Below are 12,376 nucleotides of genomic sequence, written 5' to 3' on the forward strand. Positions count from 1 at the left end.
ACCCGGTCGCGTCAGACCGGTTCGCCCCGCATCCGCTTCGTCGCCCTGCCCAGCAGGGACATGGCGCCGCCGCAGATGAGCAGGGCCACCGCACCGCCCCCGATCTGCGGCACGTCGTGACCCTTGATGCCCTCGACCGTCACGGTCGTGGCCAGCGCGAAGAGGATCGAGTACAGACTCCGGCCGACCCTGGCACCGGCCGGAATCACCTGGAGCAGCTGCGGGATCGTGCTCGCGGCCGCCAGCGCCATCCCGAAGGGCAGCGCGGCGGCGGTCACCAGCGCGCCGAAGCCGAAGGAATTGCCGTACGCGCCCCAGCCGACGCCCTTGTAGAGCAGATAGCCGCCGGCGGCGAGGGACAGCAGCGCCAGCACGCCGTTGAGATAGGCGGCATGGGTCGCGGCCTTGCGGGCGCCGGGCAGGTGCGCGGCCGGGGAGCGCCAGGCGTCCGCCGTGATGAGCCGCAGCTGTCGCTTGAGGGCCTGCATCTGCAGCAGCGAGTAGACGCCGAAGGCCAGCAGGCCCAGTCCGGCGAGCGCGGCGACGAATCCGAGGGGCTGTCGCGTGATGCCGTAGTGGACGCCGCCGAAGGTGAGCGGCAGGCCGAGGATCATGCCGTAGGCCATCGGCTTGGACTTCGCCTGGATCTTCTCCGCGAGCTCGCGCTGGGCGGGCGTGAGGTTGGGATCCAGCCGCATGCGCCCCTCCCCGACCTCCTGGCCGTGGGCCGGCGCCGGTTGCTGGGGCGGGTACGGCTGCTGCGGGGCGTAGGGCTGCTGGTACTGCGGCTGCTGCGGGTACGGGTACTGCGGCTGCTGATACTGCTGCGGCTGTCCGTACGGCCCGGCGGGCGGCTGTGGCCCGTACGGGCCCGCCGGCGGCTGCTGGCCGTAGGGCCCCGGTTGCTGCTGGCCTGGATACACGTCGTCTCTCCCCCGTACCCGGTGTGTCCGGTGTTTCTCGCGGGCCGGGAGTCTGCCACACCCGCCCGGACGCTACGAGCCCCGGTCCAGGGGTCAGGTCCCGGACCGGGGCTGCATGTGGGGGACTTGTCCCGGATCAGACGTTAATCGGCTCGGCGCGCCGGCGGTCCACGATCGAGCGTCCGGCGGTGATCTCGTACGAACCCTTCACAAACGCCCACGCCTCCGCCTTCTCGTCCCAGGCCTCGAAGGCGCGGCGCGGGAGCGTGAGCGTCACCTCGCTGCTCTCGCCGGGCCCGGCCGCGGACCGGGCGCTCGGGGCCGGGCTCGGCCGGGGCGACGCAGAGCTGGACGACCTCGCGGCCGGGCCGCTCGCCGGTGTTGCGCAGCCGGACGCGGGCCGTGACGGTGCCGTCGGCCTGCGAGAGGACCGCCAGGGACGCGTAGGCCCAGTCGGAGCGGCGGCGGTTCAGCCGCAACGGAGGGAGCGGCGCGCGGGGATCGTCGGGGCGGCGCTGGAGGTGATCGGCGGGCAGGGTGCCGCGGGTGCGCTGATGGGCGCGCATCGCCTGGGCGGTCTGCCGGGCGCGAGCCTGGCCGCCGTGGCGGAGCGGGTGCCCGCCAAGGACGCCCTGCTGGTCGCGGTGCTCCAGGACCGGGAGCGGTGGGACGCGGTGCCAACGCGATGCGCCCGGCGATCATCCAGACCTTCTCGGCGCTGCTCGGCAAGAGCGTGACGGAGGACCATCCGGCGCGGGCGTACTTCACCGAGCGGTACGCGCGCGTGCGCCCGTCGATGGCCGCCGTCCTGCGCACCGAGTACGGCGACCTCCTGCCGAACGGCCTCACCCCGGAGCACACCGCGCCGCTGCTGGACCCGGAGCCGGTGGACATGACGTTCGAGGTGCCCCCGTGAGGAACTCCCGCCGCACGGCGCCGTGTTCGCCAGGGCGGCTTCCTCGGCGATCTGTCCCGACAGGGACAACAGGGCGCTGTCGTCGGCCTGTTCGACGTGGGCGGTCTGCGCGCAGTGGCCGTCGACGGGGCTGGTGAGGGTGACGTTCATCGGCGGCCTTCCCGTGCCCGGGCGACCACCTGGGCCAGGTCGGCGCGCGGGACGGCGCGGGGGTCGTCGGCGATCCGGCCGACATGGTCCGGCGCCGCTTCGGCGACCGGAACCCGGGCCACGCCCGGCCGGCCGCCGGCCGCGGATCAGGAGGTGACGCCCTGCGGGCGCGGGCGCCCGTCGGACGCGGAGCCCCCGGTGTCCTCCGTGCCGTCCTCCTCGGTCTCCTCCCCCAGGAGTTCCCGGGCCAGCAGTGTCGCTCCCGCCACCGCGCCCGGCATCAGGAAGACCGCGGCGAACGGGACCAGGAAGGCCAGGCCGAGCGGGGTGCCGAAGCCCCAGACCAGGGTCTTGCGGGAGCGGAGCAGGGCGAGTCGTGCGCGCAGTTCCACGCCCCGGCGCTGGAGGGCCACGGAGGCCAGTTCCTCGGTGAGGAAGAAGCCGGTGACGAAGAAGCCGAGCACGGGGACCGCGGTCTGGCCGACGAGGGGTACGAAGCCCAGGGCGAAGAGCAGGACGCCCCAGAGCCCGGCCCGCACCAGCACCCGCAGGCTGTCGCGGCCCGCGATCCACAGCTCGCGCCGGAGCGGGAGGTCCGAGCGCGGGGCGGTGCCGTCGGGCGAGACGTCCGCGTCGGCCTTCTCCGACAGGCTCTCGTAGAAGGGCTGGCCGATCAGCAGGGTCACGGCCGTGAAGGTGAGCACGGCCAGCAGCAGGCCGAGGGCGAACAGGACGGCGGTGAGGAAGCCGCGGAACAGGCCCTGCCAGGGGCTGGACCAGTGGTCCGCGAACGGCGTCGCCCAGGTGACCGCGTCCTCGCCCCACACGGCGAGCGCGACCAGCGCCGCCGCGTACAGGACCAGGGTGATCAGCCCGGGCAGCAGCCCGAAGCCGTACTGCCTGCCGTGCCGGGCGACCCAGCGCTGGCCCCCCAGCAGACAGCCGAATCCCACCCCGAGATCTCGCATGGCCGAAACTTTACCCGCGGGATCACGCCCCGGGCATCAGTCGCCCAGCATCCGCCGCAGCAGATCGCGCAGCGAACGGCGCTCGTCCTCGGAGAGGCCGGCGAGGGGTTCGCGGGCGAAGCGCAGGCCCTCGCGCAGGTCCTTGGCCATGCGCAGGCCCTCGTCGGTGGCGGCGGCCAGCTTCACCCGGCGGTCGGCGGGGTCGGGGCGCCGCTCGACCAGCCCCCGGGACTCCAGGCGGTCCACGATCCCGGTCACGTTGGACGGCTCGCACTTCAGCTTCTGCGCGAGTTTGCGCATCGGCAGCGGCTCCAGCGAGAGCAGGCTGAGCAGCCGGGCCTGCGGACCGGTCAGCGTGTGCTCGCCCGCCGCCTTCTCGTAGTCCGCGTAGAAGCGGGCCACGACGTCGCCGATCAGCTCGACGACCTCCAGGGTCAGGGCGTCGGGGCGGCGGGTCCGCGAAGGACCGGACGGGGCAGACGGGGTGGACGACGGAGTGGACATGCGCTCCAGGATACTCCGTTACTTGACATCATGAAATATTCAGGAGCATGGTTGTTTCAGGTACTGAAGTATTTGCAGCAATCAGTAGCCCCGTTCAGCAGCCCGAAGCCCCGAAGAAAGGCCCGTCATGATCAACCGCGAGTGGCACCTGCTCAGCCGTCCCATCGGCTGGCCGAAGCCCGAGGACTTCGCCCTGGTCGAGACCGAGGTCCCGACTCCGCGCGAGGGCCAGGTACTGGTGCGGAACAAGTACCTCTCCGTGGACCCGTACATGCGCGGCCGGATGAGTGCCGCGAAGTCGTACGCCGCCCCGTTCGAGCTGGGCAAGGTCATGCAGGGCGGCGCGGTCGGCGAGGTGATCGAGTCCAACGCCGAGGGCATCGAGGTCGGCGACCACGTCCTGCACTTCTTCGGCTGGCGCGAGTACGCGGCCGTGGACGCGAAGAACGCCGTCAAGGTGGGCCCGGCGGTCATCCCCGCCGTCAAGGTCGATGACCAGGCCCACGAGGTTCCCCTGTCGACGTACCTGGGCGTGCTCGGCATGACCGGTCTGACCGCCTACGCCGGCCTGCTGCGCACCGCCTCCTTCAAGGAGGGCGACGTCGTCTTCGTCTCCGGCGCGGCCGGTGCCGTCGGCAGCCAGGTCGGCCAGCTCGCCAAGCTGCTCGGCGCCTCGCGCGTCATCGGCTCGGCCGGCTCGGACGAGAAGGTGAAGCTGCTGGTCGAGGAGTACGGCTTCGACGCGGCGTTCAACTACAAGAGCGGCCCGGTCGCCGAGCAGCTGCGCGAGGCCGCGCCCGACGGCATCGACGTCTACTTCGACAACGTCGGCGGCGACCACCTGGAGGCGGCCATCGGCTCGCTCCGCGAGGGCGGCCGGATCGCGGTCTGCGGCATGATCTCGGTCTACAACAACACCGAGCCCGCGCCCGGCCCGAGGAACCTCGCCCGGCTGATCCAGACCCGGGGCCGTATCGAGGGCTTCCTGGTCGGCGACCACTACGACCTGCAGCCGGAGTTCGTCCAGAAGGTCGCGCCGTGGGTCGCCTCGGGCGAGCTGAAGTACCGCGAGACGGTCGTCGAGGGCATCGAGAACAACCTGGAGGCGTTCCTCGGGGTGCTGCGCGGCGACAACATCGGGAAGATGATCGTCAAGCTCTGAGGCATCGGCAGCCCTTCCCTGCCGATTTCGGCATGCGGTAACTTCTTTCCGAAATCTGCCGTCGATCGTGGGCGCGAGTCGCGGCGGACCGAGGAGGAAGACAACCGCATGCCCATCACGCAGAACGACGTCCTCTACACCGCCGTCGCCACCGCCGAGAACGGCCGCGACGGCCGGGTCGCGACCGACGACGGCAGGCTCGACATCGTCGTGAACCCGCCCAAGGAGATGGGCGGCAGCGGAGCCGGGACCAACCCGGAGCAGCTGTTCGCCGCCGGGTACAGCGCCTGCTTCCAGGGCGCGCTGGCCGTCGTCGCCCGACAGGAGGGCGCCGACGTCTCCGGCTCGACCGTCACCGCGAAGGTCGGCATCGGCAAGAACGACGACGGGTTCGGGATCATCGTGGAGATCTCCGCGCACATCCCGAACGTGTCCGCCGAGGCCGCCCGGGACCTGGTCGAGAAGGCGCACCAGGTGTGCCCGTACTCGAAGGCGACCCGGGGCGACGTCACCGTGACGCTGGTCTGACCACCGTCGTTCTCACGAGGGCAGCCGCATCCTTGGACGTGGGGTGCGGCTGCCGTGTCTCTCACCGGGCCAGTGCCGCGCCGTGCACCGCTCTCACGAAGCCCTCGTTCTCCGGGGCCGCCCCGGCGGGGAACGCCGTCCGCCGGCGCGTGTAGCCGTACGCCAGGCCGCTGCGGGGGTCGGCGAAGGCCTGGGAGCCGCCCGCGCCGCTGTGCCCGAAGGTGCCCGCGCCCAGGACCGGGTGCCACATGTCGGCCGTCGCCTGGAAGCCGAGCCCGTACGCCTTGTGGGCGCGGGCCACCAGGTCGTACCCGACGGAGTGGATCTGGCCCACCTCGGCGACCGTGTCCGGCTTCAGCAGCGGCGGGCGGTCCGCCAGCTCGCTGATCGCCGCCGCGTACATCGTCGCGAGCCCGCGCGCGGAGGCGACCCCGCCCGCCGACGCCGGTCCCTTGGCCCGTACGAGGCGGGAGTTGACGTAGTCCTCCAGCGTCCCCGGATCCGGCACATGGAGGTTGAACGCGATCGCGGCCAGGGTGTGCGGCCCGGTCGGCCGGGCCGCCATGAGCGTCTGCTGCTCCGGCGTCGGGAGCATCGGCTGCGCGGTGCGGTAGCGGGGTTCCTCGGACTCGGGCAGGCCCAGGTAGAAGTCCGTGCCGTAGGGGGCGCGCACCCGCTCCTCGTACACCTCCTGGAGCGTGCGCCCCGTGGCCCGGCGCACCACCTCACCGGTGAGCGCGCCGATCACCAGCGCGTGGTAGCCGAAGGCCGTGCCGGGGCGCCAGAACGGCTTCTGGTCGGCGAGCCGTTCGGCCATCGCCCGGTCGTCCGCCGTCTCCTCGACCGAGAACCCGGCGTCGATCCCGACCAGGCCCGCACGGTGCGCCAGCAGCTCCCTGAGGGTCACCGCGGCCTTGCCCTCGGCGGCGAACTCCGGCCAGTAGTAGGTCACTTTGCGGTCCAGCTCCAGCGTGCCGTCCTGCACCAGGAGCGCCGCCACCAGGTGGGCCGCGCCCTTGGTGGACGAGAACACGCCGTACAGGGAGTCCGCCTCGCCGCCCGCCCACAGGTCGACGACCCGTCTGCCGTGCACATACGCGCACAACTGACCCTCGTAATCAGGCCGTTCCCCGGCGACGAACGCGGCGAACTCCTCGCGTACCACCTCGAAGCCCTCGGCGACCGTGCCGTGGACGGTGATCTCCTGACTCATCCGCTCTCCTCACCCTGAGCCGCTCTCGCTGCTCCCCCTCGCACAACGCCCGTTCCCGTTCCGGACGTTCCCCAGACCGTTACGGCGAGATGTGCCTGTTCGACTCAACCGCCGCGGGGGCCGGTGGGTGTCCGCGATGCCCCGGATGGCGGAGGGCAGGGGTGGTGCGCGGATGGCGCGGACACGGGCCAGGGCTCAGGTGCACCACCACAGGAACTGCTTGCAGGTGCTGCTCGGCGACGGCTTGGGGGTCGGCCTGGATGTCGTCGGGGGGCTGGTCGGGGTCGCGGTGGGGTGGGCCGTGGGCGCCGGGGCCGTGGGGGTCGGACCGGGACCCGTCGCCCCGGCGGGTTCCGTGGTGCCGGTGTGCTCGGGCCTGGGCGACTTGGACGGCTTGGCCTTGGGGGGCTTGCTCGCGGACGGGTCGGCCGAGGCGTGCGGCGCGGCGCCCGTGCCCGGGGCGGCCCCGGAGGTGTCGCTCGCCGAGGCGTCCGGCGTCGCGGAGCCGCCGCCGTCCGCCGCGGTGTCGGACGTGGCCGGGCTGCCGCCGGAGAACGGCGCGAAGGGCGCGTCCGTGCCCAGTTCGGCGATGCTGAGTCCGCCGGCCGCTATGACGAACCCCGCGGCGATCAGGACCGTACGGCGACGCCGGCGGCGGTGGACGGCGGCCTTGCGGTCACGCCGACTGGCGTCGGAACCGGCCGGGCTCACGGTCGCGGCGCCCCGCCCCTTGCGCCGGTCGGCCCGGCCGCCGACCGGGGACTCGGCGGGCCCGGACGTAGCGTCCTCCTCGGCGTCGGGCTCGGCCTCGGGCTCCGCCTCCGCCCCGGCGGCCGGATACTCCCGGGCCCCGCCCGACACGTACCCCTGCGGCACACCCGCACCACGCGCCCCGGACCCCGGCACCGGCTCCGAACCCGCCCCAGACACCCGCTCAACCCCAGCGGCCGCATGCTCCCGGGCATCGGCGAACGCATACCCCTGCGCCCCGCCCGACACGTACCCCTGCGGCGCACCCGCACCACGCGCCCCGGACCCCGGCACCGGCTCCGAACCCGCCCCGGCGGCCGGGTGCTCCTGCGCCCCCTGCGTGTATTCCTGCGGCGCGCCGTGTCCCTGTGCCGGGATCCGTGCGCCGTACTCCGCGCCCGCCACGTAGCCGCTCCCGGCCGGAGCGTGGCCACCGCCGTATCCCGCTGTCTCCCCCGCGCGCGCGTACGCGTAGGCGGCCGGCGCTTCCGCGGGTGCGGGATGCGCCGGTGCTCCGCACCCGGGGCAGGCCAGGGCGCCGTTGAGGTGCCGTTGGCACGGGATGCAGTAGTCCATGACGCCGGAAGACTAGATTCCCCGCCGGTAACGTTCCTAGGGGCACCTGTGAAGGTTTCGTGGATCAGCGAAAGGATTCTCGAAAGCCTTGCCGAAACCGTTACCTGTTCGACCCATTGACACTCCCGCCGCCCCGTCCTTACTGTCACGCCAACATTTCGAACGCGTGACGAAATCTCGAACAGCTGAGGGGCAACTGCCGTGCGCATCACCGGAATCAGCACACACGTGGTCGGCACGCCGTGGCGCAACCTGACCTACGTCCAGGTGCACACCGACGAGGGGATCACGGGAGTCGGCGAGACCCGGATGCTCGGTCACACCGACGCGCTGCTCGGCTATCTGCGGGAGGCCGAGGCGAATCACATCCTCGGCTCGGATCCGTTCGCGGCCGAGGATCTCGTACGCCGGATGAAGTACGGCGACTTCGGCCGCGCGGGCGAGATCGTCATGTCCGGGATCGCCGTGATCGAGATGGCGTGCTGGGACATCAAGGGCAAGGCGCTCGGTGTCCCCGTGTGGCAGTTGCTCGGCGGCAGGGTGACCGACCGCGTCAAGGCGTACGCCAACGGGTGGTACACGACCGAGCGAACGCCCGAGGCGTACCACAAGGCCGCCCAGGGGGTGATGGAGCGCGGGTACAAGGCGCTGAAGATCGACCCGTTCGGCACCGGGCACTTCGAGCTGGATCACCAGCAGAGCCTGTACGCCGTCTCGCTCATCGAGGCCGTGCGGGACGCGATCGGGCCGGACGCCGAGCTGATGCTGGAGATGCACGGCCGCTTCTCGCCCGCCACCGCCGTCCGGCTGGCCAAGGAGCTCGCGCCCTTCGAGCCGGCCTGGCTGGAGGAGCCGGTGCCGCCGGAGAACCTGAAGGCGCTGGAGAAGGTGGCCGCCAAGGTGGACGTCCCCCTCGCCACCGGTGAGCGGATCCACGACCGCATCGAGTTCCGCGAGCTCTTCGAGAGCCAGGCCGTGGACATCATCCAGCCGGACGTCGGCCACATCGGCGGCATCTGGGAGACGCGCAAGCTCGCCGCCACCGCCGAGACGCACTACATGCTGGTCGCGCCGCACAACGTCGGCGGGCCGGTGCTGACCGCCGCTTCCCTCCAAGTCGGCTTCACCGCACCGAACTTCAAGATCCTGGAGCACTTCAACGACTTCGCGGACGCGGAGATCAAGAAGGTGGTCAAGGGGGCCCCGCAGGTCGTGGACGGCTACTTCCAGCTGTCCGACGCGCCCGGCCTCGGCGTCGAGCTGGACACCGACGCGGCCGCCGAATTCCCTCAGCAGCAGGCCCGGTTCGACCTGTGGGCGGAGGGCTGGGAGCAGCGCAGGCCGAAGGGCGGCCGCAGGTGAGCACCGCCGTCGTCATCGAGGCACCGGGCAGCCACCGGCTCGCCCCGCACACGCCCCGCGAGCCCGGTCCCGGCGAGGCACTGGTCGCCGTGCACGCGGTCGGCATCTGCGGCAGCGACCGCGAGGTGTACCAGGGCAACCGGCCCGAGGGGTACGTCCGTTACCCCCTGACGCCGGGACACGAGTGGTCCGGCACGGTCCGGAAGGTGGGCCCGGGTGTCCCGGCCTCGCTCACCGGCCGCAAGGTCGTCGGCGAGGGCTTCCGCAACTGCCAGGTGTGCGACCGCTGCCACGCAGGCGAGACCACGCTGTGCACCGACGGCTACGAGGAGACCGGCTTCACCCAGCCGGGCGCCATGGCCGCCACGCTCACCCTGCCGGCCCGGCTGCTGCACGCCCTGCCGGACGACGCCGATCTGACGGCGGCCGCGCTGCTCGAACCCGCCGCCTGTATCGCGGCCGCGGCGCTCAAGGCGGGCGCCCGGCCGGGCGAGCGGGTCGCGGTGGTCGGCACGGGGACGCTGGGCATGTTCGCCGTGCAGTTCCTCAAGGCGATCTCCCCGGCCGAGCTGCTGGTGGTCGGCACCCGGAACGACCGGGAGGCCCTCTCCCGCCGGTTCGGGGCCACCGGCTTCCGCACCAGGGACCAGGCTCTCCCCGACGACTTCGACGTCGTGATCGAGACCGCCGGGTCCGCGTCCGCCGCGCGCACCGCCGCCTCCCTGCCGCGGCGCGGCGGCCGGCTGGTGCTGACCGGGATCCCGGCGGCGGGCGCGGACGGGCTGGACCCGACCGATCTCGTCGTACGGCAGCTGGAGGTGCACACCGTCTTCGGGGCGCCGCCGGACGCCTGGGCGCACACCGTGCGAGTCTTCGGCGCCGGGCTGCTGGACCCGCTGCCGCTGGTCACGCACCAGTTGCCGCTGACCGAGTTCTCCCGGGCCATCGACCTCGTCGGGGCCGGCGACCCCACGGTGGGCAAGGTGCTGCTCCGCCCCTAGAGACGTACGCCGGCCGGGGCGTGTCCTGACGGCGCCCCGGCCGGCGTACCGGAAAGGCCCGAACCTCATGAACAGAGCCTTTTCACGCCCAGAGCCGCGAACCATGTCCGACATCTCGAACAGCGAGAACTCCTCGAACACGAAGGACAGCTTGTGACCGACGCTTCCGCCCCGGCAGCCCGCAGGCCCGGCGAGCAGGTGCTCGCCGCTCTCGGCCTCGGCGCACCCGCCCTCGACCCCGCCGACGCCTCCGCCCACGGCTTCCCGGGCGGCGGCCGCTGGCGCACCGAGATCCCCTCGTGCGAGGGGCCCGAGGCGCTGGCGGTCGTGCTCAAGGAGGCCTCCCGTCTCGATGTACCGATCCACCGGATCAGCCAGGGCAGCGGTGTGTGGATGCTCACCGACGCCGAGATCACCGAGATGGTCGAGGCGACCGCCGCACGCGACATCGAACTCTGCCTGTTCACCGGCCCGCGCGGCACGTGGGACATCGGCGGCTCGGTGCGCTCCGACTCACGGGGGGCCGGACTGCGCGCCCGGGGCCACGACGCCGTGGCCGGCTGTCTCGAAGACGCCGTCCGGGCCACGGAGTTGGGCGTCAAGTGCCTGCTCGTCGCCGACGAGGGCGTGCTGTGGACCCTGCACCGGGCCCGCGAGGCGGGCATCATCCCGGCCGACACCACGCTGAAGGTCTCGGCACTCATCGGCCCGGTGAACCCGGCGTCGTACGCCGTGTACGAGCGGCTCGGCGCCGACTCCCTCAACGTGCCCAGCGATCTGACGCTGGATCACCTCACCGAGATCCGCCGGGTCTCCGGCGCCCCCATGGACATGTACATCGAGGCCCCCGACGACCTCGGCGGCTATGTGCGGATGTACGAGGTCGCCGAGCTGATCCGGCGCGGCGCACCGCTGTACCTGAAGTTCGGTCTGTCCAAGGCTCCCGGCATCTACCCGTGGGGCACCCATCTGCGGGACGTGACCCTGGACACCGCCCGGGAGCGGGTACGGCGCGGCCGGCTCGCCCTGGACCTGCTCGCCCGGCACGGCGCGGACGGCGACATGGCGCCGCTCGGCTCCCGGCTGCCCGGCCCGCTCAACCGGTTCCCCGTCAACTCCTGATCACCCGTTCAAGAGCTCAACGCCGAGACGAACAAGGACAGTTCATCATGCGCAACCGCAGAACGGCACTCGCCGCGATATCCGGAGCCGCCGCGCTCGCCCTCACGCTGACCGCCTGCGGGCAGAGCGGCTCGGGCGGCAGCAAGGAGAAGACGGGCGACGTCAAGGGCGCCACGATCGGCATCGCGATGCCGACGAAATCCTCCGAGCGGTGGATCAACGACGGCAACGACATGGTCAAGAGCCTCAAGTCCAAGGGCTACAAGACCAAGCTGGTCTACGGCGAGGACGACCCGAGCACCCAGGTCTCGCAGATCGAGAACATGATCACGCAGGGCGTCAAGGGCCTGATCATCGGTGCCATCGACAACAAGTCGCTGAACAACGTGCTCCAGGAGGCCGCGCAGGCGGGCATCCCGGTCATCGCGTACGACCGGCTTATCCTCGGCACCAAGAACGTCGACTACTACGCCTCGTACGACAACGAGAAGGTCGGCACCCTCCAGGGCACCTTCCTCGTGCACAGGCTCGGCCTGGACGCCGGCAAGAAGGGCCCGTTCAACATCGAGCTGTTCGCCGGGTCCAACGACGACAACAACACCCAGTACTTCTTCAACGGCGCGATGAAGGTGCTCCAGCCCTACATCGACAGGAAGGAGCTGGTGGTCAAGTCCGGGCAGACCAAGCTCAACCAGGTCACCACCCTGCGCTGGGACGGCACCACCGCGCAGAAGCGCATGGAGGACATCCTCACCGCCTCCTACAAGAGCGGCCGGGTCGACGCGGTGCTCTCGCCGTACGACGGCATCTCCATCGGCATCATCTCCGCGCTGAAGTCCGACGGTTACGGCTCCGCCGGCAACCCGCTGCCGGTCATCACCGGGCAGGACGCCGAGCTGGCCTCGGTGAAGTCGATCATCGCGGGCCAGCAGACGCAGACCGTCTTCAAGGACAGCCGCAAGGAGGCCGCGCTGGCGGTGACCATGGTCGACGACGTCCTGCACGGAAAGAAGCCGCAGGTCAACGACACCACGACGTACAACAACGGCGCCAAGGTCGTCCCCTCCTACCTGCTCCAGCCGGTGAGCGTGGACAAGACCAACTACGAGGACGTGCTGGTCAAGGGCGGTTACTACACCGACTCCCAGCTCAAGTGAGCCCGCTCCCCTGCCCGACCCCACACTGATTGGAAGGCACGACC

General features: G+C 71.7%; 12 protein-coding genes and 1 pseudogene. 7 read left to right on the forward strand and 6 right to left on the reverse strand.

Annotation, left to right across the window (positions count from 1 at the left end; genetic code table 11):
- Positions 1–11: 11 nt before the first annotated feature.
- Complete coding sequence (locus BIV25_RS49065) at positions 12–923, reverse strand: hypothetical protein (RefSeq protein ID WP_071370397.1); 912 nt, start codon at positions 921–923, stop codon at positions 12–14.
- A 136-nt stretch (positions 924–1,059) separates the two neighbouring features.
- On the reverse strand, positions 1,060–1,200 hold the full coding sequence (locus tag BIV25_RS54180; protein ID WP_371272978.1) for a fibronectin type III-like domain-contianing protein: 141 nt from the start codon (positions 1,198–1,200) through the stop codon (positions 1,060–1,062).
- 223 nt (positions 1,201–1,423) lie between these two features.
- Here BIV25_RS54180 and BIV25_RS46295 point away from each other — a divergent pair.
- A pseudogene (locus tag BIV25_RS46295) lies at positions 1,424–1,839 on the forward strand (hypothetical protein).
- Positions 1,840–2,135: 296 nt separating this feature from the next.
- Here the strand turns inward: BIV25_RS46295 and BIV25_RS02405 are convergent.
- The gene (locus tag BIV25_RS02405; RefSeq protein WP_071370399.1) at positions 2,136–2,957 is read right to left on the reverse strand and encodes an EI24 domain-containing protein; all 822 of its coding nucleotides are present in this window, start codon (positions 2,955–2,957) and stop codon (positions 2,136–2,138) included.
- A gap of 36 nt (positions 2,958–2,993) precedes the next feature.
- A complete protein-coding gene (locus tag BIV25_RS02410) occupies positions 2,994–3,461 on the reverse strand; it encodes a MarR family winged helix-turn-helix transcriptional regulator (RefSeq protein ID WP_071370400.1) in 468 nt (155 codons plus the stop codon).
- A 127-nt stretch (positions 3,462–3,588) separates the two neighbouring features.
- Between BIV25_RS02410 and BIV25_RS02415 the strand changes: the two genes are divergently transcribed.
- Both BIV25_RS02415 and BIV25_RS02420 read left to right on the forward strand, forming a co-directional pair.
- Positions 3,589–4,623: an NADP-dependent oxidoreductase gene (locus tag BIV25_RS02415; protein ID WP_071370401.1), complete on the forward strand. Its 1,035-nt coding sequence runs from the start codon at positions 3,589–3,591 to the stop codon at positions 4,621–4,623.
- Positions 4,624–4,731: 108 nt separating this feature from the next.
- The gene (locus tag BIV25_RS02420) at positions 4,732–5,151 is read left to right on the forward strand and encodes an organic hydroperoxide resistance protein (RefSeq protein WP_071370402.1); all 420 of its coding nucleotides are present in this window, start codon (positions 4,732–4,734) and stop codon (positions 5,149–5,151) included.
- A gap of 61 nt (positions 5,152–5,212) precedes the next feature.
- Here the strand turns inward: BIV25_RS02420 and BIV25_RS02425 are convergent, their stop codons facing one another.
- Both BIV25_RS02425 and BIV25_RS50225 read right to left on the reverse strand, forming a co-directional pair.
- Positions 5,213–6,364 carry a serine hydrolase domain-containing protein gene (locus BIV25_RS02425; RefSeq protein WP_071370403.1) on the reverse strand — a complete coding sequence of 384 codons (1,152 nt, stop codon included), beginning with the start codon at positions 6,362–6,364 and terminating at the stop codon, positions 5,213–5,215.
- A 195-nt stretch (positions 6,365–6,559) separates the two neighbouring features.
- Complete coding sequence (locus BIV25_RS50225; protein ID WP_143076568.1) at positions 6,560–7,690, reverse strand: hypothetical protein; 1,131 nt, start codon at positions 7,688–7,690, stop codon at positions 6,560–6,562.
- 201 nt (positions 7,691–7,891) lie between these two features.
- Here BIV25_RS50225 and BIV25_RS02435 point away from each other — a divergent pair, with 201 nt between their 5' ends.
- The 4 genes from BIV25_RS02435 (at position 7,892) to chvE (ending at position 12,332) form a co-directional block, all read left to right on the forward strand.
- A complete protein-coding gene (locus tag BIV25_RS02435) occupies positions 7,892–9,052 on the forward strand; it encodes a mandelate racemase/muconate lactonizing enzyme family protein (protein ID WP_071370404.1) in 1,161 nt (386 codons plus the stop codon).
- The gene (locus BIV25_RS02440) at positions 9,049–10,053 is read left to right on the forward strand and encodes a zinc-binding dehydrogenase (protein ID WP_071370405.1); all 1,005 of its coding nucleotides are present in this window, start codon (positions 9,049–9,051) and stop codon (positions 10,051–10,053) included. Before BIV25_RS02435 ends, BIV25_RS02440 begins: the two co-directional genes overlap by 4 nt.
- A 153-nt stretch (positions 10,054–10,206) precedes the next feature.
- On the forward strand, positions 10,207–11,175 hold the full coding sequence (locus BIV25_RS02445; RefSeq protein ID WP_071370406.1) for a hypothetical protein: 969 nt from the start codon (positions 10,207–10,209) through the stop codon (positions 11,173–11,175).
- 47 nt (positions 11,176–11,222) lie between these two features.
- Positions 11,223–12,332, forward strand: a complete 1,110-nt coding sequence (gene chvE / locus BIV25_RS02450) for a multiple monosaccharide ABC transporter substrate-binding protein (RefSeq protein ID WP_071370407.1) — start codon at positions 11,223–11,225, stop codon at positions 12,330–12,332.
- Positions 12,333–12,376: the final 44 nt, after the last annotated feature.

The sequence above is a fragment of the Streptomyces sp. MUSC 14 genome, from assembly GCF_001866675.1.
In the GTDB taxonomy this organism is placed as follows: domain Bacteria; phylum Actinomycetota; class Actinomycetes; order Streptomycetales; family Streptomycetaceae; genus Streptomyces.

Coding starts and splice junctions, on each gene's coding strand:
- chvE (WP_071370407.1), top strand. CDS start 11,223: ATGCGCAACCGCAGAACGGCACTCGCCGCGATATCCGGAGCCGCCGCG.
- BIV25_RS02415 (WP_071370401.1), top strand. CDS start 3,589: ATGATCAACCGCGAGTGGCACCTGCTCAGCCGTCCCATCGGCTGGCCG.
- BIV25_RS02420 (WP_071370402.1), top strand. CDS start 4,732: ATGCCCATCACGCAGAACGACGTCCTCTACACCGCCGTCGCCACCGCC.
- BIV25_RS50225 (WP_143076568.1), bottom strand. CDS start 7,690: ATGGACTACTGCATCCCGTGCCAACGGCACCTCAACGGCGCCCTGGCC.
- BIV25_RS02410 (WP_071370400.1), bottom strand. CDS start 3,461: ATGTCCACTCCGTCGTCCACCCCGTCTGCCCCGTCCGGTCCTTCGCGG.
- BIV25_RS02405 (WP_071370399.1), bottom strand. CDS start 2,957: ATGCGAGATCTCGGGGTGGGATTCGGCTGTCTGCTGGGGGGCCAGCGC.
- BIV25_RS02425 (WP_071370403.1), bottom strand. CDS start 6,364: ATGAGTCAGGAGATCACCGTCCACGGCACGGTCGCCGAGGGCTTCGAG.